This is a genomic window from Pantoea sp. B_9 (assembly GCF_008632015.1).
Classification (GTDB): domain Bacteria; phylum Pseudomonadota; class Gammaproteobacteria; order Enterobacterales; family Enterobacteriaceae; genus Pantoea; species Pantoea dispersa.
The window spans coordinates 303,141-325,523 of sequence record NZ_VWVL01000002.1 but is presented as its reverse complement, the minus strand read 5'-3'; the positions used below and the strand labels follow the sequence as shown (position 1 = coordinate 325,523).

The following is a 22,383-nucleotide window of genomic DNA, read 5'->3' as shown; positions in this document are numbered from 1 at the left end:
TTTCGTCAACCCGTTAGCGATTAAGCGCGAACGAAGTCGATGTGGTGCAGTTTTGGCTTGAACGGGTGACGCTGAACAGCCTGAACTTTAACTTTGGTTTCTTTACCGTCAACAACCAGAGTCAGCACGTCGCTGTAGAACTCAGGCTTAGCCTGCATGTTCATCACAGCGTCGTGGTCCAGTTCGATAGAAACCGCAGCGTCTTTACCGCCATAGATGATGGCCGGGAATTTGTTCGCTGCGCGCAGGCGGCGGCTCGCACCCTTACCCTGCTCTTTACGTACTTCTGCATTAATAGTGAACATCTCAAGATCTCTTCTATAGTTCCTGCTACAGGCGACCCAGCAACAGGACGGTTATTCAATACGCTTTTACGGATGCAAAAGCGGGCGGCATTATAGCCGGATTGCCACAGCGGGGCAAATGATTCCGCCGCTTAGCGCAGCTCGTTGGCGCGGCGATAGCGTCCCTGATAATCGAACATTTTTTCCCGCACCTGCCAGAAGTGGCCTTTGGCGCGCGCCACCACAAAATCGGGATGGCGCAGCAGCGGCTGTAACGCCACCACATCGGCGGCGGTCTGCCAGCCGAGCTCCACGCCGGGCGCACGCTGATGTGGCCGCATAAACAGCTGCTCAAAGGCAGTGCGCTGCGCCGGGGTGCGCAGGCGAAAACGCTCGCTGACGTCGGTGCCATCCTCATCGTAATAGGTGGCTTGCAGCCACTCGCCTTTATCATCGCGTCCGTGCGCCAGCGTCATACCACTACAGCGCAGTACGCGCGCGTCTTTCAGCTTCAGCGCCGCTTTCAGCATATCATCGGGGTCGACCAGCACCTTGTCGCACTGCTGGCAGCGGCGCGCGGCGATATCATTTTCTGCACCGCAGTCCGGGCAGCTTTTGAAGCGGAAACGGTAGTCGCACTGCGCGCGATGGCCCTCGTCATCGTCGAGCACGCCCTGACAGCGGCGGCCAAAGTGCTCAATGACGTGGCCATCTTCGGTCGCCTTGCCCCAGAAGGTGTTGGCAAAGCCGCAGGCCGGACAAAACACCTGCACCGGCTGGTTATCGCTGGCGCCTTTCGGTGCGCCGACTTCGGGCGTAAAGAGATCGTGCGGGTTTCCGGCGTAATCAAGGATCAGGCAGTCGGTTTTGCCCGGTGCCAGCCGCAACCCGCGACCGACAATTTGCTGATACAGGCTGACCGATTCGGTCGGGCGCAGAATGGCGATCAAATCGACGTGCGGCGCGTCGAAGCCGGTGGTCAGCACCGCCACGTTAACCAGAAACTTAAGCTGCTGCGCTTTGAACTGCTGAATCAGCCGGTCACGCTCTTTCACCGGGGTTTCCGCCGACACCAGCGCACTGTTTTCCGGCAGCAGGCTGAGGATTTCCCGCGCGTGTTCAACGGTCGCGGCAAACACCATCACGCCGCGGCGCGTCTCAGCGAACTCAATGATCTGTCGCATAATCTGCGGCGTGACGCGCTGCTGCTGTTTCAGTTCGCGGTTAAGATCGGCCTCACTGAACAGGCCATTATTCTGCGGGATCAGCCGACTGAAATCGTACTGCACCACCGGCATATCCAGCCGCTCGGGTGGCACCAGAAAGCCATGTTTGATCATATAGCGCAGCGGCAATTCGTAGATGCAGTCGCGGAACAGCGCGTTATCGTCGCCGCGCACCATACCGTGATAGTGGTACTGGTAAATCCAGCCTTTGCCCAGACGGAATGGCGTGGCGGTCAGCCCCAGCAGACGCAGTTGCGGATTGTGCTGGCGCAGATGGGCGAACAGCTGCTGATACTGGCTCTCCTCGTTGTCGCTGATGCGATGGCACTCATCGACGATCACCAGCGAAAAGGCGCTGTCAAAACTGGCCAGATTGCGCGCCACCGATTGCACGCTGCCGAATACCACTTTACCTTCGCTCTGCTTGCGCTGCAGGCCCGCGGCGAAGATATCCGCCTGCAGGCCATACGCCTGATATTTACTGTGGTTCTGCTCCACCAGTTCTTTGACGTGAGCCAGCACCAGCACGCGACCGCGCGCCAGCCGCGCCAGTTCAGCGATCACCAGGCTTTTGCCGGCGCCGGTCGGCAGCACAATCACCGCTGGCGTGGCGTGGCGGCGAAAATGGGCAACGGTGGCATCAACGGCTTCTTGCTGATAGGGGCGCAGGGTAAACGACATGGGAACCGGCTTTTTCTGGAACGGACGCGCATTATGCCATGAAAGTGGCTGAAACGCAGGATCGGCACTATTAGCAGGCGAAGGTTCAGGCTATACTGCCCACACTTTTTCAACGGTTAACCCTGCTCTCAATTATGCCGTGGCCGCCGCGCTACGCTGTAAATGATTTACCGGGCAAATGCCGTTTCAGTTCCCCTCCGCAGTAACAGGCAAAAAAGCGAATTCATGCGACTCGACAAATTCATATCTCAGCAACTGGAAGTTAGCCGTGCCATCGCCGGCCGTGAAATACGTGGCAGAAAGATCACCATCAATGGCGAAGTGGTGCGCGACACCGCGTATAAAGTCCTGCCGGACGATGCCGTAGAGTACGACGGCAATCCGCTGACGGTGCAGCAGGGCCCGCGCTATTTCATGCTGAATAAACCGCAGGGCTATGTCTGCTCTACCGACGATCCGGACCATCCCACCATTCTCTATTTCATTGAGGAGCCGGCGGCGTTCAAACTGCACGCGGCAGGGCGGCTGGATATTGATACCACCGGGCTGGTGCTGCTGACCGATGATGGTCAGTGGTCGCATCGCATTACTTCTCCGCGCCATCACCTGGAGAAAACCTACCTGGTGGAACTGGAGCAGCCGCTTGACGCGGGGCTGATCGAAAAATTTGCTGCCGGCATTCAGCTGCACAACGAGAAAGATCTGACCAAACCGGCGCAGCTGGAAATCCTCGATGAGAAAGCCGCGCGCCTCACCCTCAGTGAAGGGCGCTATCACCAGGTGAAACGTATGTTTGCGGCGATGGGCAACCACGTCACGGCGCTGCATCGCGAAAGCATCGGTGAGATTGTGCTGGATGAGGAGCTCGGTGAAGGCGAATACCGTGAACTGACCGAGGCGGAAATCAACAGCATCGGCCTGCCGGACGAACTGAAACAGCGCAAATAGCGGGAGACAGTGGTGCGTAAGGAAAAAAATTCACCGGTGGGATTAGTGGTGATTCTGGGATTGCTGGCGATGCTGATGCCGCTCTCCATTGATATGTATCTGCCGGCGATGCCGCAAATTGCCCGTGAATTCGCGGTGTCGGCCGGCAGCGTACAGATGACGCTGAATCTCTACATCCTCGGCTTCGCCATTGGTCAGCTGGTGTATGGCCCGCTGGCCGACAGCTACGGACGTAAACCGGTGATTGTGCTTGGCACGCTGATTTTCGCCTGCGCGGCGGCAGCCTGTGCGCTGTCGCAATCCATTGACCAGCTGATTCTGATGCGTTTCCTGCACGGGCTCTCCGCCGCCGCGGCCAGCGTGGTGATTAACGCCCTGATGCGCGACAGTTATTCGAAAGAAGATTTCTCGCGCATGATGTCGTTTGTCATGCTGATCACCACCATTGCGCCGCTGCTGGCCCCGATCATCGGCGGCTGGCTGCTGCTGCTGTGGAACTGGCACGCCATCTTCTGGACGCTGGCATTGGCCGCACTGATTACCACCGTGCTGGTGGTAACGCAGATCCGCGAAACGCTTAAGCCCGAGCAGCGGCAGCGTTTTCACCTGCGCACCACGCTGAGCAATTTTGTCGCGCTGGTGCGGCACAAACGCGCCTTCAGCTATATGCTGGCAAGCGGCTTCTCGTTTGCCGGGCTGTTTACCTTTCTTAACGCCGGGCCGTTTGTTTACATTGAAGTGAACCACGTGTCGCCGCAGAATTTCGGCTACTACTTTGGCCTCAACGTGGTGTTTCTGTTTGTCATGACGCTGATTAACAGCCGCGCGGTGCGCCGTTTCGGACCGCTGGCGATGTTCCGCCTCGGTCTGCTGATTCAGTTTGCCATGGGCATCTGGCTGCTGATTGTCAGCGCGCTTAACCTCGGTTTCCTGCCGCTGGTGTTTGGCGTGGCAATGTTTATTGGCTGCGTATCGACCGTCTCCTCCAATGCGATGGCGGTGATCCTTGACGAATTTCCCCATATGGCCGGCACCGCATCCTCGCTGGCCGGTACGCTGCGCTTTGGCGTCGGTGCGCTGGTTGGCGCGCTACTGTCGCTGGTCAGCGTCAACAGCGCCTGGCCGATGGTCGCCACCATCGCGCTGTGCGCTACCGTCTCAATCGTGTTGTTCAGCTACGCCGCCCGTCCGCGCCACACCGCGTGATGGCGGCGGGTCTATGCTGAGCCCGCTGTTATTTCACCTCCTGATTTGCCCCTCTCCGCACTCTCGCTCTGCTTAATGTTTCCATATTGTGAAAATTAATTGATAAAAAAGTAACGACATTGCGTCTAAAATGATTGTTAAGCGCCGCGTAACGCGGTAAACATAGGCATAAATGCGAGAAAGCTCGCAAATAATAAAGTTGCATCACGCTTTGTGCTTAAAACGAGAAGGCTATCCTTGACGTCCGTATGCTGAGCTTGCCAGGTGGGGATTCACCGCGATGAAGCCGTCCGTTGTGAATAACGTTACTGTCTCTGGGAACCGAAACACTATGCTGCAACTCTCGGTTGTGCATCGTTTACCACAACTTTACCGCTGGTCGCTGGAACATGCCGGCGCCATTGAACGCCAGGAAGCAGCGAACGGCGCGCATGACGGGGATCTGGTCGCGCTGCGCCTGCTGAGCCATGATGGCCATCCTGCGCTGGAGATCCTGCAGCAGCTACAGGAAACGCTGGCGCAGATTCAGGTCGAGTGCAAAATTGCCGAATGTGAAGGGCAGCCGTGTTTACTGATTCAGCGTGGCGACGAGAGCGCCACTAACTGCTGTCTGAAAAATCAGGGCGTGGCGATCGCCGAAACCTTTGACGGTCACTGAGGCCCGATCTCGCCCTGCGCGGAAGCCAGCAGCTGACGCGTATACTCTGCTGCAGGCGCGTTGAACAGCGCTTCGCATTCACCCTGTTCCACCACTTCACCCTGGCGCAACACCACCAGCTGATGACACAGCGCGCGCACCACCTGCAAATCGTGACTGATAAACAGATACGCCAGCTGATGCTGCTGCTGTAAACGGCGCAGCAGGGTGAGGATCTGCTTTTGCACCGAGCGGTCCAGCGACGAGGTGGGTTCATCCAGCACGATCAGCTGCGGCTGCAGGATCAGCGCGCGGGCAATGGCGATACGCTGGCGCTGACCGCCAGAGAATTCCGCCGGGTAGCGGCTGCGGCTCGCTGCCTCCAGACCAACCTCTTCCATCACCGCAATGACTCTGGCTTCCTGTTCGGCAGCACTAAGCTGCGGCTGGTGCACCGCCAGCCCTTCGGCAATCACCTGCTGTACCGTCATGCGCGGATTGAGTGAAGAGTTGGGATCCTGAAACACCACCTGAATGCGCTGGCGCAGCGGCAGTAGCTGCTTCGCGCTCAGCTGATGCAGCGGCTGGCCGTCGAACCAGATCTCGCCGCGCGCAGCAATCAGGCGCAGCAGCGCCAGGCCGGTGGTGCTTTTGCCTGACCCGGATTCGCCGACTAACCCGAGGCTTTCGCCGCGCCGCAGGGTAAAACTGAGATTGTGTAGCGCGGTTTTTTCCGCCACGGTGCGCTTCAGCAGTCCACGGCGAATCGGGAAACCCACCTGCAAATTAGTTACCTGCAACAGCGGCGGCGCGTCGATCAGCGGCACCGGTGCGCCGTCCGGCTCGGCGGCCAGCAGCTCGCGGGTATAAGGCTGCTGTGGCTGGCGAAACAGTGCGTCACAGCGGTTGTGTTCCACCTCGCGCCCGTTGCGCATCACCGTCACGCTGTGGGCCAGCTGACGCACAATGTTCAGGTTGTGGGTAATGAACAGCATGCCCATGTTCAGTTCACGCTGCAGTTCGCGCAGCAGCTGTAAAATCTGTGCCTGCACCGTGACGTCCAGCGCCGTGGTGGGCTCATCGGCAATCAGCAGTTTGGGCTGCGTCAGCAAGGCCATGGCGATCATCACGCGCTGGCGCTCGCCGCCGGACAGCTGGTGCGGAAAATCCTGCAGGCGCGTCGCGGCCCGGCGAATGCCTACGCGATCGAGGCAACTGAGAATCTCAGCGCGCGCCGCTTCACGCCGCATGCCACGGTGCAGCGACAGCACTTCATACAGCTGCTTTTCCACGCTGTGCAGCGGATTGAGTGACACCATCGGCTCCTGAAAAATCATCGCCATCTGGTTGCCACGCAGCCCGCGCATCTCACGTTCGCTGGCCTGTAACACATCGCGCCCGTCAAACACAATTTCGCCCTGCGGATAACTCACCGGCGGCTGCGGCAGCAGACGCATAATTGACAGCGCCGTCACACTCTTGCCCGATCCCGATTCGCCCACCAGCGCCAGCGTTTCGCCGGCGTCGATGCGCAGCGAGATATCTTCCACCACGCGGCGCGGCCCGAACGCCACCGCCAGATGATTCACCGTTAACAAACTCATTTAGCGCCCCCGGCTCGGATCAAAGGCATCGCGTACCGCTTCGCCGATAAAAATCAGCAGCGACAGCAGCAGGGCGAGGGCGAAGAAGCCAGAAAGGCCAAGCCACGGTGCCTGTAAATTGTTTTTTCCCTGCAGCAGCAGTTCGCCCAGCGACGGCGAGCCCACCGGCAGGCCGAAGCCAAGAAAATCCAGTGAGGTTAACGTGGTGATCGAACCGCACAGGATAAACGGCAGAAAGGTGAGCGTGGCGACCATGGCGTTGGGCAACATGTGGCGCAGCATGATGCGGCTATCGCTTACGCCCAGCGCGCGTGCGGCGCGGATATAGTCAAAGTTACGCGTGCGCAGGAACTCGGCGCGCACGACGCTCACCAGGCTCATCCAGCCAAAGATCACCGTCAGCAGTAACAGCCACCAGAAATTGGGCTGGATCACGCTGGAGAGCAGAATCAGCATGAACAGCGTCGGCATGCCGGACCACACTTCAATCAATCGCTGGCCGATGAGGTCAACGCGGCCGCCAAAGTAGCCCTGCAGGGCACCCACCACAATGCCAATCACGCTGGAGAACAGCGTTAACAGCAAACCGAACAGTAGCGAGATGCGCGTGCCGTACAGCAGACGCGCCAGTACATCGCCACCGTTAGCATCGGTACCCAGCCAGTTTTGCGCGGACGGTGGTGACGGGAAGGGCACGTCGGTGGCGAAATGAATGGTGCTGTCGCTGAAGCGAATGGGGGCCCACAGCGCCCAGCCCTGCTGGTCAATACGTTGCTTCAGCCACGGATCCTGGTAATCGGCCGCCGTGGCAAACTGGCCGCCAAAATCGCTCTCGCTGTAGTTAAACAGCAGCGGTGCGTACCAGCGCTGCTGATAGTGCACCAGCAGCGGTTTGTCATTGGCTAATAATTCCGCGCCCAGCGACAGCACAAAAATGAGCAGAAACAGCCACAGCGACCAGTAGCCGCGCCGGTTATGACGAAAGCGCTGCCAGCGCTGCTGGTTAACGGGAGATAAACGCATCAGCGGCCCTCAAAATCAATGCGTGGATCGACCAGCGTATAGGTCAGATCGCTGAGAATATTCATCAGCAGGCCAATCAGCGTAAAGATATACAGCGTGCCGAACATCACCGGATAGTCGCGCTGAATGGTGGCATCATAGCCGAGCAGCCCCATGCCGTTGAGTGAGAACATCACTTCAATCAGCACCGAGCTGGTGAAAAACATACTGATAAAGGTGGCGGGAAACCCAGCGATCACCAGCAGCATGGCGTTGCGGAACACGTGGCCGTACAGGATGCGCTTCTCATCCAGACCCTTGGCGCGCGCCGTGACGACGTACTGTTTGCGCACCTCATCAAGGAACGAATTTTTCGTCAGCATAGTCAGGGTGGCAAAGCCGCCAATTACCGTAGCCAGCACCGGCAGGGTGATATGCCACAGATAATCGCTGATTTTGCTGTACCACGGCAGCGTATCAAACTGCGGCGAAGTGAGGCCGCGGAGCGGGAACCAGTCGAGATAGCTGCCGCCGGCAAACAGCACAATCAGCATGATGGCAAACAAAAACGCCGGAATTGAGTAGCCGATGATGATAAAGATGCTGCTCCAGATATCAAACGCGCTGCCGTTGCGCACCGCTTTTTTGATGCCCAGCGGAATCGACACCAGATAGATGATCAGCGTGCTCCACAACCCGAGGCTGATCGACACCGGCAGGCTCTCTTTAATCAGCTGCAGCACCGAGGCGTTACGAAACAGGCTGTCGCCAAAGTCAAAACGCAGGTAATTCCACAGCATTTCGCCATAGCGCTGCAGCAGTGGCTTATCGAAGCCGTAGCGATGGGTTATTTCTGCCACCACCTCCGGATCCAGCCCGCGCGCGCCGCGGTACTGGCTGTCGCCGGGATTGTCGCGCACCAGCGCACCGCGCGCACCGCTGTCACTGCCGCCGCTGCCAGGCAGACCGGTACTATGACCAAACTGGATGTTGGCCAGCGCCTGATCGACCGGACCACCCGGCGCAATCTGTACGATAAAGAAATTCAGGGTGATGATGGCCCACAGCGTGGGAATAATCAGCAACAGCCTGCGCAGGAAATAAGCACCCAAACCGCTCTCCTCAGCGTCGATCGGCCGGTAAACGACCGGCTTTGTTCACATCGTACCACCAGTTTTCCAGCCCGGTGGCAAACGCCGGTTTAATCTGCGGATGGGAAAACTTGTCCCACCAGGCCAGCCGCTGTTCGGCGTTGTACCACATCGGAATCATGTAGGCGTTCCACAGCAGCAGGCGATCCAGCGCCTGACCGAGCGGCAGCAGTGCTTTTTCATCGCCCTGATGCGCCACGATCTGCTGCACGAAATGGTCGACCAGCGGATCTTTTACCCGCGCGGTGTTCCACGAGGAGCTGATGTAATCCGACTGCCAGACATACTGCAGGCTGGTGGAAGGCCACGGCATCGCCTGATAAAGCGACGGAATCATGTCGTAATCGCCTTCGCGCAGCCGGCGCAGATATTGCGAACTGTCCACCTGACGCAGCGTCATCGTAATGCCAAGCCGTGCCAGGCTGTGCTGGAACGGCAGCGCCCAGTCGTTCAGAGAACCGCTGCGCAGCAACAGTTCAAACTGAAACGGCTGGCCGGTTTTCACGTTCACCAGCTGCTGATTTTTGATCTGCCAGCCGGCCTGCTTCAGCAGCGCCATCGCCTGCAGCAGATTGTTGCGGTCAAAGCCGCTGCCGTCAGAGTGCGGCGGCGCGTAGGCGTTGTTAAAGACCTCGGCAGGCAGCTGCGCCTTGTAGGGCGCGAGCAGGACCAGCTGATCGGCGTCAGGATAGCCTTTGGCGGCGTAAGCGGTGTTCTGGAAGTAGCTGTCGGTCCGCTTGTAAGCGCCGTAGAACAGCGCTTTGTTCATCCACTCAAAATCAAACGCCAGCGTCAGCGCCTCGCGCACGCGGCGGTCGGCAAACAATGCTTTCTCGTTATTGAACGCCAGCCAGCGCGTGTCGGTGGCGACGTCATTCGGCGTGGTGGCTTTCACAATGGCGTGGCTGGTGAAGTTGCGCCCGCGATATTGTGTGGCCCATTTCTTCGCCGAACTCTCTTCGCGCAGGTCATAGGCACCGGCCTTAAACGCTTCAAAAGCCACGTTGTCATCAAGATAGTAGTCGTAGCGCAGGGTATCAAAATTAAAGCGACCGCGGTTCACCGGCAGATTGGCCGCCCAGTAGTTCTTCACCCGGCTATACTGGATGAACTGGCCGGATTTGTACGAAGTGACGCGGTAAGGTCCGCTGGCGAGCGGCGGATAGCCAATCGGCTCATTGAATTTTTTGTTCTGCCAGAATTTTTCCGGCAGCACCGGCAGCGTGATCCAGCTCAGCACCAGGTCTTTATCTGGTTTGGGCATCTCAATGCGCACCGTCAGCCGGTTCAGCGCTTTCACCTGCACGCCACGAAACGCCACGCGAAACTGCGGCACGCCTTCGGTCATGAATTTGCTGAAGGTGAAGGCGACATCCTGTGCGGTGATCGGCGTACCGTCCTGAAACTGCGCGTGCGGATTGATCGACACCTCCATCCAGTGATAATCGCTGGGATAGCGTGCTGATTCGGCGATCAGCGGATAGTAGCTGCCGGGCTCATCGTCTGAGGTGGTAAACAGGCCGTCGTACAGCGTGTCAGTGCCGATACCGGGGTTGCCGCGCGACGCATAGCGGTTGAAGTTGTCGTAAGTGCCCACCACGGCGAGGGTGATCTTGCCACCTTTTGGCGCCGCCGGATTGGCGTAATCATAATGGCTGAAGTTGACCGCGTATTTCGGTTCGCCCAGCTTCGCAAAGGCATAGCTTTCATGGATAGTGACCGCGTGCACCGGCGCAATGGCGCTGCACATCAGTAGTGCTGTGGCAAGACGAAGCAGCATAAGTGGGGCGCTCTCCCTGTGGTAATCCGCACTGTATGGTAGCAGTTTCATGCGCGGTACGTGACGTTAACCCAAACTGGCCTGGTTCTGATAGTAGCTAATCAGCTTTTCCGGGCGCAGCGGGCGGCTAAACAGATACCCCTGCAGATGCGTGACGCCCCGGTTAACCAGCCAGGCCGCCTGGTCGCCGGTTTCCACCCCTTCCGCCACGGTTTTCAGGTTGAGTTTCTTTGCCAGCAGCAACACGGTGTCAAGTACCGGCGAGGTTACGGTTTCGGTGCCGATACTCTGCACAAAGCCGCGATCGATTTTCAGGTAGTCGAACGGATATTTTTCCAGATAGATCAGCGCGCTATGGCCAGTGCCAAAATCATCGATGGCAATCTTGAAATTGTGTTCATGCAGCCAGGCGAAGATTTCGCCGGCGTTCTTCTCCCGCACCATGGTGCGCTCGGTGATTTCAAATACATAGTTAAAATGATCGGCGGGCATACTGGCGATCCACGCTTGCACGTCGCGGCGAAAACTGGCCGATGCCAGATGCTGCGGTGACATATTCAGACTGAGACGGGTGCCGCGCGGCAGTTGCTGACAGAGAAAACGCGCGTCGCGCGCTACCAGGCTGAACAGATGTTGGGTCAGAGGAATAATCAGGTTTTGCGCTTCGGCGTGGCTGATAAATACATCAGGGGGGATCATGCCTTCAACCGGGTGAGTCCAGCGCAGCAGCGCTTCAACGCCATAGGGTTTGCCGTTGTGTGCCGTTACCAGCGGCTGATACTCAACGTGAAACTGACCGCGCCGGATGCCAAGCAGGATTTCACGTCCCGGTCGCTGATGCAGCGACAGCAGCAGCCAGCTGATTGCGGCAACCAGCAGCGCCAGCAGCAGGCCGGTCAGCAACGCCAGCGTGTAATCGCGTGAGGCCAGCGTGCTGCCGTAAAGCACAAAGCGCATGCTGCCGTCATCAAGCGTCAGGTCGGTGAGGGCGGGCGGCAAATCGCGGCTGCGCACCACCTGGCTGGTGCCGCTGAGCAGCGCGCTGTCGCCTGCCACCAGCGCCATGCGCGTGATTTCGGGATGGTAAGAGGCCAGCAGCTGGTAAGGCGTCATGCTGAGGTTCATGGTGGCGAGGATGCCGGTTTCGTTCGCTCCCGGACTTTTCAGCCACAGCGCCAGCGCTGGTTTGGCGGGCTGCAGCGGCGTGCCGGGCAGCAGGCGGACGTCACGGTCGCGCTCCAGCTCTGAATCGGGTGAAATGGCGCTGGCGGCCAGCAGAAATGCGCCGGTGGCCGAAGAGCAGTAAGCGTTGCCGTCGCGTACCAGTAATATCGCGCGAATGTTGCCGGCAAAGGCGGCGCGAGAGGTCAGCTCACGGTTGACGCTGTTGCAGCTGAGTTGAGTGTATTGCTGCAGTGGATAAAGGCTCTCGACCAGGGTTGACATCACCTGTTGCAGATCGTCACGGCTGTGAGCCAGCAGCTGCTGGTGTTGCTGGACGCGTTTTTGCCAGGTCAGCGTGAGCAGGACGGTGACAAACAGGATAAAAAACGCGACCCCAATAATTACGCTACTCCAGGCGATGCGCCGCGAGTAGCTGGCATGACGATTTAACGTCCCCGACAGTGGCATGGAGTTGGTTCCCCTGATCTTGCCCTTTTTATTATAAAAACGCATACAACTGTGCTGGTTCAAGGCAACGAGAATATAACGAGGCTGCGCGAAAAGTCTCGTTATATTTTTGATTCACAATTACTTTTTCCGCCATGGATTTGGCTTAAGCAACCGCAGACGAAAAAAAACGCTGCCGGGGCAGCGTTTTCAGATTCTCTGGCTGAGAACATCAGGAAGGAAGGGGGTTAACTGGGGTTTTTTGCCAGTACCCGACGCGCTTCGCGGTAGCGGTTTTTCCAGTAACTGTCGTTAAGGCTGGAAATCATCACGCCGCTGCTGGTAGACGCGTGTACAAAATTGTCGTTGCCGAGATAGATGCCGACATGGCGACCGGTGGAGCCGGCGCGGAACAGCACTAAATCACCCGGACGCAGTTTACTGCGTGAAATCTCTTTACCGCTGTCCTGCTGTTCCGATGTGGAACGCGGCAGTTCTAAACCAAACTGTTCGCGAAAGGTGCGCTGAACAAAAGCAGAACAGTCAATGCCGCGTTTGGTGTCGCCGCCTAAGCGATAACGCACACCTTTCCAGTCACTGTACTGCTCCATGATGCGGGACTTAACGTCCACGTTCTGCACCATTTGTTCAAATTCGTCCTGAGACGCCTGAAGTAAAAAACCATTCTGGTTGTTAACTTCATGATTCTCGTTATTCGCGTTCTGACCGTTATGGGTACTGCTACATGCCGATAAGAGGGTTGCTAATGCTACTGCGGGAATAATCCGCCTGAGGTATCTCAGAATTGGTTGAGACTTGACCATTGTACGTGTTTTCCTTCGATGTCCTTACGACAGAATGTCGCCAGCCAGATGACAAAACGGGTTGAGATTAATAAGTGCGACCCTCTAAGACAATTCCTTAATTACTAAAATGTGTTAATGCACACATTTTTGTTGCTTAAGGTACCGAATTTTATGCTGCACGGTAGTAATCGGAGTTGAGGTTAACCGATTACAGACCGCGTGGCGAGTGCTTTTATATAAATTTTTATAGGTTTTTTTGATGTGAAATCAATCTGTAACACAACGGTTACTTTATCAACAACTGGTAGCGATTTAAGCGTCAATTAACGGCAGGAACAGCGGCTAATTCTGGCGCTAAGGGAGATTTTAAGAGGGTTCTGACTGGACAGGCCAGGAATAACGCCATTGTCAGACGATTTGACGCATAGGTTTTTCTTTTATCAGAAAACGATTAGTCCGCTAATAATTTATTGCAGGATTAAATAAGCGCGGGCGATCTTAAAAACAGGGAATAATCGCCCGCGCTAAACTATTACGCCTGGGGTTTATATTTTCCGGGCAGCGAACGATAGAGCCAGTTCACCAGTTTGTCACTGGCCGGTGTTAATAACCACCAGCTCAGGCCCACCAGCACCACCGAAAGCGAACCGACCGCGATATCGGTAAACCAGTGTGCGCCTGCCATTACGCGCGGCAGGGAAAAGAGCACCACAATCAGCAGGCCCATCAGGAAGGCGCGGAAGCCGAAATAGCGCCACATAAAGCAGGCGAAGATAATCAGCATCATGCCGTGGTCGCCGGGGAAGCTGTCTCTGGACGCATCTTTTGCCGGAATGCCGGTCAGTTCGCTGACGCGATGCACGTTATCAAAGAACAGCGTCGGGCTGGCATGCTTAACCGGCAGCAGATGGCCCAGCTGGTTAAGAATCACCGCCGTCAGCAGCATGGTGATACCAATCGCCAGCATACGACGTCGGCCCTGCGGCGTTTCGCGGCGCCAGAACCACAGATAGAGCAGGCCCATCGCCAGTAGCGACACCGCATCAAAACCGCGGAAATTGGTGATCGCCACCAGCAGCGCAAAGCCGTGATGGTCGACCATCTGGTCGTTAAAGCCAAAAAAGATGCCTTTGTCGAGAGCAAACCAGAACCCGTGCTCCGGCGGCAGATACCACGACATAAATAGCATCACACCCAGCGCATTCAGCAGCAGGATGGTAATCAAACGAGTAGTGCGCATAAAAGTAACTCAAAAAGAAAAAAATAACGGGCAAACCTACCGCAGCTAATTTAAACGAATCTTCAACAGGGCAGTCTGCAAGGCGTTCCAGTCGGCGGCCTGATGGTGGATCAATTCGATACGGCTATCCGGCGGCGTGACCGGGCGCGTTTCGATGAACAGGTCTTCGCCCTGACGGTTAATGCTGACCAGACCGTCAGCGGTACGCAGCACGCCTTTCACGCGATCCACCGGCGCAAGCCGCGCCCACTCTAAAGCCGGAATAGTATCGAACACCGTGTCACCATCGAAAATCCAGCCACAGGAAGCATAGCCCTGACCTTCATTTAACGCACGACGCCAGCGCGCTTCGCCTTCCAGTTTCAGCGCCGCCAGCCCCTGCGGGCGTGACGAATGATGATGATGCGCGGCATCGGGTACCGCACGATCCGCCAATGCCGGCTGACTCAGCAACGCCGGATCAATATTGCCCCAGCTGGCTTCCACCAGTTGACGGTCGCCTAAATGCTGCTGCTGCCAGCTCGCCAGCCGCTGACGATCTTCCGCATCCCATTTGTCGCTCTTATTGGCGATGATGATGTCTGCGGCGATCAGCTGGTCGCGAAAGTTTTCATTCTCCGTGACGCGCGTATCGGCTAACTGACGCGGATCGAGCAGCGTCAGCGTGGCGTCCACGCGGATCCACGGCTGATAGACCGCCGCGCGCAGCATATTCAGTAACTGTTTGGGATGGCCAAGGCCGGTGGGTTCGATGATCAGGCGGTCCGGCTGAGTCTGCTTCAGCAGCATATTCAGCCCGACCTGCAGCGGCAGGCCGTTAACACAGCACATGCAGCCGCCGGGGATCTCTTTCAGCGTGGCGCCGCGGTCGGCGAGCAGGGCACCGTCAATGCCGATCTCACCAAACTCGTTGACCAGAATGGCCCACTTTTCATTGGCCGGTTTGTGCGCCAGCAGATGTAACAGGGTGGTGGTTTTACCGCTACCGAGAAAACCGGTAATCAGGTTCACGCGCGTCATGATTTACTCCGTTAAAATAGCCGCGCCGGACAACCGCATCCGGCGCGCAGGCTGTTGTTATACTATAACAATCAACCGCCGCCGGAGAAAATCGTGCGCTTAATCGGCGCGTCCCATATAACGACGCTCGGCAATATGGATACGGATGCGATCGCCATTGCTCAGGTACTCCGGCACCTGAATCGACAGCCCGGTGCTCATGCCCGCCGGTTTGGTGCGCGCACTGGCGGATGCCCCTTTGATGCCAGGTGAGGTATCAACAATCTCCATGTCTACCGTCTGTGGCAGTTCCAGCGCCAGCACCTGGCCATCCATGGTGAGCACCTGGATACCGGGAATGCCGCCTTCAGGAATAAACAGCAGCTCTTCTTCGATCTGATCTTTTTTAAAGCTGTACGGCGTGTAATCTTCGTCATCCATAAACACGTATTCGTCGCCGTCGATGTATGAGAAGGTCACTGCGCGGCGGCTGAGCTGGATGGCATCAATAATGTCGTCGCCCTTGAAGCGCTCTTCAACTTTCAGGCCGGTGCGCACATCGGTGAAACGCATCTTGTACAGCGTGGCGGCACCGCGCGCGCTTGGGCTCTGGACATCGATATCCTTCACCAGCAACAGTTTACCGTTCCAGGTGACGGCCATTCCTTTTTTGATTTCGTTTGCCTTTGGCATAATGCTTGATTCGCTATAATCAGGTAGATGCGCGCCAACTTACTCGCGCGGTGAAAAACAGGCAAGTGAGGCCGGTGAAAATTGTTGGTCGCACATAGAATTCCGCGGTGCAGACTGCTATTGTCGGCCGCTAATCTTTGCAGGAGCGCATGATGTTATGTCGAGACCAGTGCGGTGCCTGCTGCACAGCCCCCTCCATCTCTTCCCCCATTCCCGGTATGCCTGACGGCAAACCGGCCAATACCCGTTGCGTTCAGCTCGACGAACAGCAGCGCTGCAAAATCTTTGGCTCGCCGTTGCGTCCGGCGGTGTGTGCCGGTTTACAGCCACAGGCGGAGATGTGTGGCAACAGCCGCGCCGACGCCATGATCTACCTGCTGCAGCTGGAAGCGGATACCGCGCCCTGAGTTTCAGCTGACGCGAGCTGAACAGCACGCTCGTCACAGGCGCTGCGTTACAGCAACGCGTCAGCGCGCCCGCTGTGAAAAATCCTAAATCCGCCGCGAAGTGTGCGGAGCATCAAAAATCTGCTACGCCGATTGCGCATTTTCTTGCCTGTAACCGGGTGCTGTACCATATTCCCTGAAACGTTTCAGCGTTGTCCTCCCGGCTAAGTCCGTGTCGTACAGCGTATTTTTTCGCCATCAGGCTGAAACGATTCACTTTCAGCAAGCGAGGAGAAATATGTTCCAGCTCGAAGTTCAGGCCATTCACACCGGCGCCAGCGCGTCCGATAAAGAACAGGCCATTCGTCAGGTTGCCGCTGCGCTTACTGCGGCCGGAAATGTGGCCGAAGGCTACGTCGACGGCATGCTGGCGCGCGAACAGCAAACCACCACCTTTCTCGGCAACGGCATCGCCATTCCGCACGGCACCACCGATACCCGCGATCTGGTGCTGAAAACCGGCGTACAGGTTTATCAGTTCCCGCAGGGCGTGGACTGGGGCGATGGCCAGACGGCGTACGTCGCCATCGGCATTGCCGCTAAATCTGACGAGCACCTCGCGCTGCTGCGCCAGCTGACCCACGTATTAAGCGATGACAGCATCGCAGAGCAGCTGAAATCTGCCTCTGCTGAAGAGCTGCGCGCACTGCTGATGGGTGAAAAGCAGGCCGCTGAATTCCAGTTCGATACGTCGCTGATCGCCACCGACGTGGCCGCCAGCGATCTGATGACGCTGCAGGCGCTGAACGCCGGTCGTCTGCAGGCGGCCGGTGCCGTCGACGCCAGCTTTGTCGCGGACGTCGTCTCGCACGCGCCGCTCAGCCTCGGTCAGGGCATCTGGCTGAGCGACAGCACGCACGGCAACCTCAACAGCGCGGTGGCAGTGAGCCGCAGCGCGACGCCGCTGACACATCAGGGCGAACCGGTAGCGCTGCTGCTGACGGTCGCCGCCACCGATCAGCGCCCGCTTGAGGTGCTGGGTTACCTCAGCAATCTGCTGCTGAACAATCAGGCTGAACGCCTGCTGAAGGCGGACGCGGCAGGCATTCTTGCGTTGCTGACCAGCGAAGTGGATGAAGCTGCGGACGTCTTAACCGCGGAATTCACCATCCGCAACGAGCACGGTCTGCATGCGCGTCCGGGCACCGCGCTGGTGAGCGTGATCAAGCAGTTCAACAGCGATATCACCGTGACCAATCTCGACGGCAGCGGTAAGCCGGCTAACGGGCGCAGCCTGATGAAGGTGGTCGCGCTGGGCGTGAAGAAAGGCCATCGTCTGCGTTTCACCGCCAGCGGTGACGATGCGCAGCAGGCACTGCACGCTATCGAAGAAGCCATTAATGGCGGTCTGGGCGAGGGGGCAGCATGAGTCGTCGCGTTGCCACTATCACCCTGAACCCGGCGTACGATCTGGTCGGCTACACGCCGGAGATCGAGCGCGGCGAAGTTAACCTGGTCAAAACCACCGGGCTGCACGCTGCGGGTAAAGGCATTAATGTCGCCAAAGTGCTGAAAGATCTCGGCATCGACGTCACCGTCGGCGGCTTCCTCGGCAAAGAGAATCAGGACGGCTTTCAGCAGCTGTTCAGCGAACTCGGTATTGCTAACCGTTTTCAGGTGGTGCAGGGCCGTACCCGCATTAACGTTAAGCTGACGGAAAAAGACGGCGACGTCACCGACCTCAACTTTTCGGGCTTTGACGTCACGCCCCAGGACTGGGACCGCTTCACTGCCGACTCGCTGACCTGGCTGGGCCAGTTCGATATGGTGTGTGTCAGCGGCAGCCTGCCAGCCGGCGTTGCGCCGGACGCCTTCACCAAATGGATGAGTGATCTGCGCACCCACTGCCCATGCATCATTTTTGACAGCAGCCGTGAAGCGCTGGTGGCCGGTCTGAAAGCGGCACCGTGGCTGGTAAAACCCAATCGCCGCGAGCTGGAGATCTGGGCTGGCCGCAAGCTGCCGACGCTGCAGGATGTGATTGACGCCGCGCACCAGCTGCGCGAGCAGGGCATTGCCCACGTGGTGATCTCCCTCGGTGCGGAAGGCGCGCTGTGGGTCAATGCCTCTGGCGAATGGATCGCCAAACCGCCTGCGTGTGAAGTGGTCAGCACCGTAGGCGCCGGAGATTCGATGGTTGGCGGCCTGATTTATGGCCTGCTGATGCGGGAATCCAGTGAACACACGCTGCGTCTGGCGACGGCGGTGGCGGCCATGGCCGTCAGCCAGAGCAACGTCGGCGTGACCGATCGTACCCAGTTGGCCGCGATGATGGCGCGTGTCGACTTACAACCCGTTAACTAACAGCAGGAGAGCGATAATGAAAACGCTGCTGATAAAAGATTCTTCACTCGGCCTGGCATCAGGCCATTTAGCCTCGGAACGTCTGCAGGCGGCGGCAGGGCAGGCGGGACTGACGCTGGTCGACAGCGCCGCGGACGCCGAACTGGTGCTGGTGATTGGCCAGCAGGTTACCGACAACGCGCAGCTCGCCGGCAAGTCCGTTGCTCTCGTGGACGTGCAGCAGGCGCTGCGCGATCCGCAGGCCGCGCTGGCGCTGGCTAAAGATGCGGCGCAACCGTGGCAGCCGGCTGCGGCAACCCCGGCGGCAAGCGCACCGGCGCAGAGCACCGGGCAGAAACGTATTGTGGCCGTCACTGCCTGTCCGACCGGCGTGGCGCACACCTTCATGGCAGCCGAGGCGATTGAGGCGGAAGCCAGCAAGCGTGGCTGGTGGGTAAAAGTGGAAACCCGCGGCTCAGTCGGCGCCGGCAACCCGATCACCCCTGAAGAAGTGGCGGCGGCCGATCTGGTGATCGTTGCGGCGGATATCGACGTTGACCTGGCGAAATTTGCCGGCAAACCGATGTACCGCACCTCCACCAGTCTGGCGCTGAAGAAAACCGCACAGGAGCTGGATAAAGCGCAGGCGGAAGCCAAAGTCTGGCAGCCTTCCGGCAACCAGGCGGCAGCCAGCCAGAGCGACAGCAAAGAGAAAGCCGGTGCCTATCGGCATCTGCTGACTGGCGTATCTTATATGCTGCCGATGGTGGTCGCCGGCGGTCTGAGCATTGCGCTGTCATTCGCCTTTGGGATTACCGCGTTCAAAGAGCAGGGCACCTTAGCCGCGGCACTGATGCAGATCGGTGGCGGCAGCGCCTTTGCGCTGATGGTGCCGGTGCTGGCGGGCTTTATCGCCTTCTCGATTGCTGACCGTCCGGGCCTGACGCCGGGTCTGATTGGCGGCATGATCGCCACCAGCATCAACGCCGGTTTCCTTGGCGGCATCATCGCCGGTTTCATTGCCGGTTACGCCGCGAAACTGCTGAGCAGCAAAGTGAAGCTGCCGCAAAGTATGGAGGCGCTGAAGCCGATTCTGATCATTCCGCTGGTGGCCAGTCTGATTACCGGCCTGCTGATGATTTACGTGGTAGGCAAACCGGTTGCCGGCATCATGAGCGGCCTGACCAGCTGGCTGGCGAACATGGGCACTGCTAACGCGGTCCTGCTGGGCGCGATTCTGGGCGGCATGATGTGTACCGACATGGGCGGTCCGGTGAACAAAGTGGCTTACGCCTTTGGTGTTGGTCTGCTGAGTTCGCAAACCTACGCGCCGATGGCCGCGATCATGGCGGCCGGTATGGTGCCACCGCTGGCGATGGGGCTGGCAACGCTGGTAGCGCGTCGTAAGTTCAATAAAGGTCAGCAGGAGGGCGGTAAAGCCGCGCTGGTTCTCGGCCTGTGCTTTATCTCCGAAGGTGCCATTCCGTTTGCGGCGCGAGATCCGATGCGCGTGCTGCCATGCTGTATCGTGGGTGGCGCAGTGACCGGTGCGATCTCCATGGCGATGGGTGCCAAACTGATGGCGCCGCACGGCGGACTGTTCGTCCTGCTGATTCCAGGCGCCATTACCCCGGTGCTGGGTTACCTGCTGGCGATTGTGATTGGTACGCTGATTGCGGGTCTGGGCTATGCGATTCTGAAACGTCCGGAAGAGGAACTGGCCAAAGCCGCGTAACGGCAGCCAGGAACAACAAAGGGAGCCGCGGCTCCCTTTTTTTATTGGCGACAGGCCCCGGTGAAACCCGTTACGCCTGCTGCTCGGCCTTCAGCCAGGCAATTTCATCCTTCCAGATATCCGGATTGATGGTTTCGAGAATCATCGGGATACCGTCAAAACGCGCATCCTTCATCAGCCAGCTAAACGCGGTCTTGCCAATGTTGCCCTCGCCGAGGCTGTGATGGCGATCCACGCGGCTGCCGAGCGTGCTTTTGGCATCGTTCAGGTGCATACCGCGCAGATACTGAAAGCCCACCACGCGCTCAAACTCGGCAAAGGTAGCTTCACAGGCGGCTTCGCTGCGTAAATCATATCCGCCAGCGAAGGCGTGGCAGGTGTCAATGCATACGCCGACGCGCGACTTATCCTCGACGTGGTCAATAATCGCCGCGAGGTGTTCAAAGCGGAAACCGAGGTTGCTGCCCTGACCGGCTGTATTCTCAATCACCGCTACCACGTTGTGGGTTTTATCCAGCGCAATGTTGATCGACTCGGCGATGCGCTTCAGGCAGGCATCTTCATCAATCTGCTGCAGGTGGCTGCCGGGATGGAAGTTGAGCAGCGTCAGGCCAAGCTGTTCGGCGCGCTGCATCTCATCGATAAACGCCTCGCGCGATTTCTCCAGCGCGTCCATCACCGGGTGGCCGAGGTTAATCAGATAGCTGTCGTGCGGCAGGATTTGCGCGGCACTAAAGTTGTATTGATCGCAGGCGGTTTTAAAGGCGTCGATCACCTGCGCAGAGAGCGGCGCGGCTTTCCACTGGCGCTGATTTTTAGTGAACAGCGCAAAGGCTGTGGCTTCGATTTCATGGGCACGGATCACTGCCTGGTCTACGCCGCCGGATGCGCTTACGTGTGCGCCGATATATTTCATGCCGCTCTCCTGAATGGGCGATTGCTGATGCAAAACGCCCATGATAGCGGATGCGCTTACGCCATGAAATGTTGCACCAGCACATTCAGTGCGCCGCCGCCGAGAATCAGCCAGATAAACATTAGCAGACCAAGCAGCAGCGGTTTGACGCCCGCCTGCTTCAGCGCGCCAAAACGGGTGGTTAAGCCCAGCGCCGCCATCGCCATCGCCAGCAGCAGATTCGCCAGCTGATTCAGTCCCGCTACCATCGGCGGTGGCAGCAGATGCAGCGAGTTAAACAGCGCCACCACAATAAACAGCAGGGCAAACCACGGAAAGCGGATCGGCTGCTGTGCCTGACGCTGGTGGCTGCGCTGGCGCTGCAGCCAGCTGCCGAGGATCAGCAGAAACGGTGCCAGCATCATCACCCGCAGCATCTTGGCGATCACCGCCGTGTTCTCCGTTTCCGCGCCCATTGCATGGCCAGCCGCCACCACCTGCGCCACTTCGTGCAGCGTCGAGCCGGTAAATACGCCAAAGTGCTGCGCGCTGACCTGCGGCAGCAGCGTCCAGAGAAACGGGTACAGCACAATGCCGACGGTGCCAAACAGCACCACGGTGGCCACCGCGACCGCCACTTTCGACGGTGCGGCTTTGATCACCGGTTCACTTGCCAGCACCGCTGCCGCACCGCAAATGCTGCTGCCGGCACCAATCAGCCACACGGTTTCGCGATCCATTTTCAGAACACGAATGCCGATCAGGCAGGTGATCAGAAAGGTTGAGCTCAGCACCAGCACATCAATCAGCACGCCGCTGACGCCGACATCGGCGATCTGCTGTACGGTGATGCGGAAGCCGTAAAGAATGATGCCGAGTCGCAGCAGTCGCTGTTTGGCCAGCAGCACCCCACTGTCGCACGGGGTCGCAACGCGGGGATACAGGCTATTACCCAGCACGATGCCGATAATGATGGCCAGCGTCAGCGCGCCGAATCCCGCGCCCGCCAGCCACGGCTGACTGGCCAGCCACGCGGCACCTGCGGCGATGGCGGCGGTCAGCAGCAGTCCCGGCAGCCAGCGATGAACATGAAAAGGGGTTTTGTTGACGCTTAGTTCAGCCATAATACGCTTCTCCTCAGTGAGGCTTTAGCGTG

At 58.3% G+C, this 22,383-nt stretch carries 20 protein-coding genes; 7 read left to right on the top strand and 13 right to left on the bottom strand.

The window, feature by feature from the left end; translation table 11 throughout:
• Positions 1-20: 20 nt before the first annotated feature.
• Both rplY and F3I21_RS08340 read right to left on the bottom strand, forming a co-directional pair.
• The gene (gene rplY / locus F3I21_RS08345; RefSeq protein WP_010618083.1) at positions 21-305 is read right to left on the bottom strand and encodes a 50S ribosomal protein L25; all 285 of its coding nucleotides are present in this window, start codon (positions 303-305) and stop codon (positions 21-23) included.
• A gap of 131 nt (positions 306-436) precedes the next feature.
• A complete protein-coding gene (locus F3I21_RS08340; RefSeq protein ID WP_150058677.1) occupies positions 437-2,191 on the bottom strand; it encodes a DEAD/DEAH box helicase in 1,755 nt (584 codons plus the stop codon).
• Positions 2,192-2,416: 225 nt separating this feature from the next.
• Between F3I21_RS08340 and rsuA the strand changes: the two genes are divergently transcribed.
• The 3 genes from rsuA (at position 2,417) to F3I21_RS08325 (ending at position 5,003) form a co-directional block, all read left to right on the top strand.
• Positions 2,417-3,139: a 16S rRNA pseudouridine(516) synthase RsuA gene (gene rsuA / locus F3I21_RS08335; RefSeq protein ID WP_021509252.1), complete on the top strand. Its 723-nt coding sequence runs from the start codon at positions 2,417-2,419 to the stop codon at positions 3,137-3,139.
• Positions 3,140-3,151: 12 nt separating this feature from the next.
• Positions 3,152-4,345, top strand: a complete 1,194-nt coding sequence (locus F3I21_RS08330; RefSeq protein WP_021509253.1) for a Bcr/CflA family multidrug efflux MFS transporter — start codon at positions 3,152-3,154, stop codon at positions 4,343-4,345.
• A gap of 331 nt (positions 4,346-4,676) precedes the next feature.
• Positions 4,677-5,003 (top strand): hypothetical protein, encoded by a 327-nt coding sequence (locus F3I21_RS08325; RefSeq protein WP_021509254.1) that lies wholly within the window; start codon positions 4,677-4,679, stop codon positions 5,001-5,003.
• Here F3I21_RS08325 and yejF read toward each other — a convergent pair.
• The 9 genes from yejF to yeiP form a co-directional block, all read right to left on the bottom strand.
• Complete coding sequence (gene yejF / locus F3I21_RS08320; protein WP_150058676.1) at positions 4,997-6,586, bottom strand: microcin C ABC transporter ATP-binding protein YejF; 1,590 nt, start codon at positions 6,584-6,586, stop codon at positions 4,997-4,999. The two genes, F3I21_RS08325 and yejF, sit on opposite strands and share 7 nt — an antisense overlap.
• On the bottom strand, positions 6,587-7,609 hold the full coding sequence (locus tag F3I21_RS08315; protein ID WP_021509256.1) for an ABC transporter permease: 1,023 nt from the start codon (positions 7,607-7,609) through the stop codon (positions 6,587-6,589).
• The gene (locus F3I21_RS08310) at positions 7,609-8,700 is read right to left on the bottom strand and encodes a microcin C ABC transporter permease YejB (RefSeq protein ID WP_059009158.1); all 1,092 of its coding nucleotides are present in this window, start codon (positions 8,698-8,700) and stop codon (positions 7,609-7,611) included. The genes F3I21_RS08315 and F3I21_RS08310 overlap by 1 nt, the downstream gene beginning before the upstream one ends.
• Before the next feature lie 10 nt (positions 8,701-8,710).
• Positions 8,711-10,519, bottom strand: a complete 1,809-nt coding sequence (locus F3I21_RS08305; RefSeq protein WP_150058675.1) for an extracellular solute-binding protein — start codon at positions 10,517-10,519, stop codon at positions 8,711-8,713.
• Between the two features lie 66 nt (positions 10,520-10,585).
• On the bottom strand, positions 10,586-12,151 hold the full coding sequence (locus F3I21_RS08300) for a cyclic di-GMP phosphodiesterase (RefSeq protein ID WP_058780320.1): 1,566 nt from the start codon (positions 12,149-12,151) through the stop codon (positions 10,586-10,588).
• Positions 12,152-12,378: 227 nt separating this feature from the next.
• Positions 12,379-12,954, bottom strand: a complete 576-nt coding sequence (gene mepS, locus F3I21_RS08295) for a bifunctional murein DD-endopeptidase/murein LD-carboxypeptidase (protein WP_031280047.1) — start codon at positions 12,952-12,954, stop codon at positions 12,379-12,381.
• Between the two features lie 514 nt (positions 12,955-13,468).
• The gene (locus tag F3I21_RS08290; protein ID WP_058769930.1) at positions 13,469-14,176 is read right to left on the bottom strand and encodes a phosphatase PAP2 family protein; all 708 of its coding nucleotides are present in this window, start codon (positions 14,174-14,176) and stop codon (positions 13,469-13,471) included.
• A 45-nt stretch (positions 14,177-14,221) separates the two neighbouring features.
• The gene (locus tag F3I21_RS08285) at positions 14,222-15,196 is read right to left on the bottom strand and encodes a GTP-binding protein (protein WP_058769931.1); all 975 of its coding nucleotides are present in this window, start codon (positions 15,194-15,196) and stop codon (positions 14,222-14,224) included.
• A gap of 99 nt (positions 15,197-15,295) precedes the next feature.
• Entirely contained in the window at positions 15,296-15,868 is a 573-nt protein-coding gene (gene yeiP, locus F3I21_RS08280) for an elongation factor P-like protein YeiP (protein ID WP_031280049.1), read from the bottom strand.
• Positions 15,869-16,020: 152 nt separating this feature from the next.
• On the opposite strand from yeiP, the gene F3I21_RS08275 reads away from it, so the two are divergent.
• The 4 genes from F3I21_RS08275 (at position 16,021) to fruA (ending at position 20,332) form a co-directional block, all read left to right on the top strand.
• A complete protein-coding gene (locus F3I21_RS08275; protein WP_058757250.1) occupies positions 16,021-16,275 on the top strand; it encodes a YkgJ family cysteine cluster protein in 255 nt (84 codons plus the stop codon).
• A 277-nt stretch (positions 16,276-16,552) separates the two neighbouring features.
• Positions 16,553-17,683, top strand: coding sequence for a fused PTS fructose transporter subunit IIA/HPr protein (gene fruB / locus F3I21_RS08270; RefSeq protein ID WP_150058674.1), 1,131 nt, complete (start codon positions 16,553-16,555; stop codon positions 17,681-17,683).
• Entirely contained in the window at positions 17,680-18,618 is a 939-nt protein-coding gene (gene fruK, locus F3I21_RS08265) for a 1-phosphofructokinase (RefSeq protein ID WP_021509266.1), read from the top strand. The genes fruB and fruK overlap by 4 nt, the downstream gene beginning before the upstream one ends.
• Before the next feature lie 16 nt (positions 18,619-18,634).
• Complete coding sequence (gene fruA, locus F3I21_RS08260; protein WP_021509267.1) at positions 18,635-20,332, top strand: PTS fructose transporter subunit IIBC; 1,698 nt, start codon at positions 18,635-18,637, stop codon at positions 20,330-20,332.
• A 70-nt stretch (positions 20,333-20,402) separates the two neighbouring features.
• Here fruA and nfo read toward each other — a convergent pair whose 3' ends face one another.
• A complete protein-coding gene (gene nfo / locus F3I21_RS08255; protein WP_058775787.1) occupies positions 20,403-21,248 on the bottom strand; it encodes a deoxyribonuclease IV in 846 nt (281 codons plus the stop codon).
• A gap of 56 nt (positions 21,249-21,304) precedes the next feature.
• On the bottom strand, positions 21,305-22,351 hold the full coding sequence (locus tag F3I21_RS08250) for a YeiH family putative sulfate export transporter (RefSeq protein ID WP_150058673.1): 1,047 nt from the start codon (positions 22,349-22,351) through the stop codon (positions 21,305-21,307).
• Positions 22,352-22,383 lie beyond the last annotated feature (32 nt).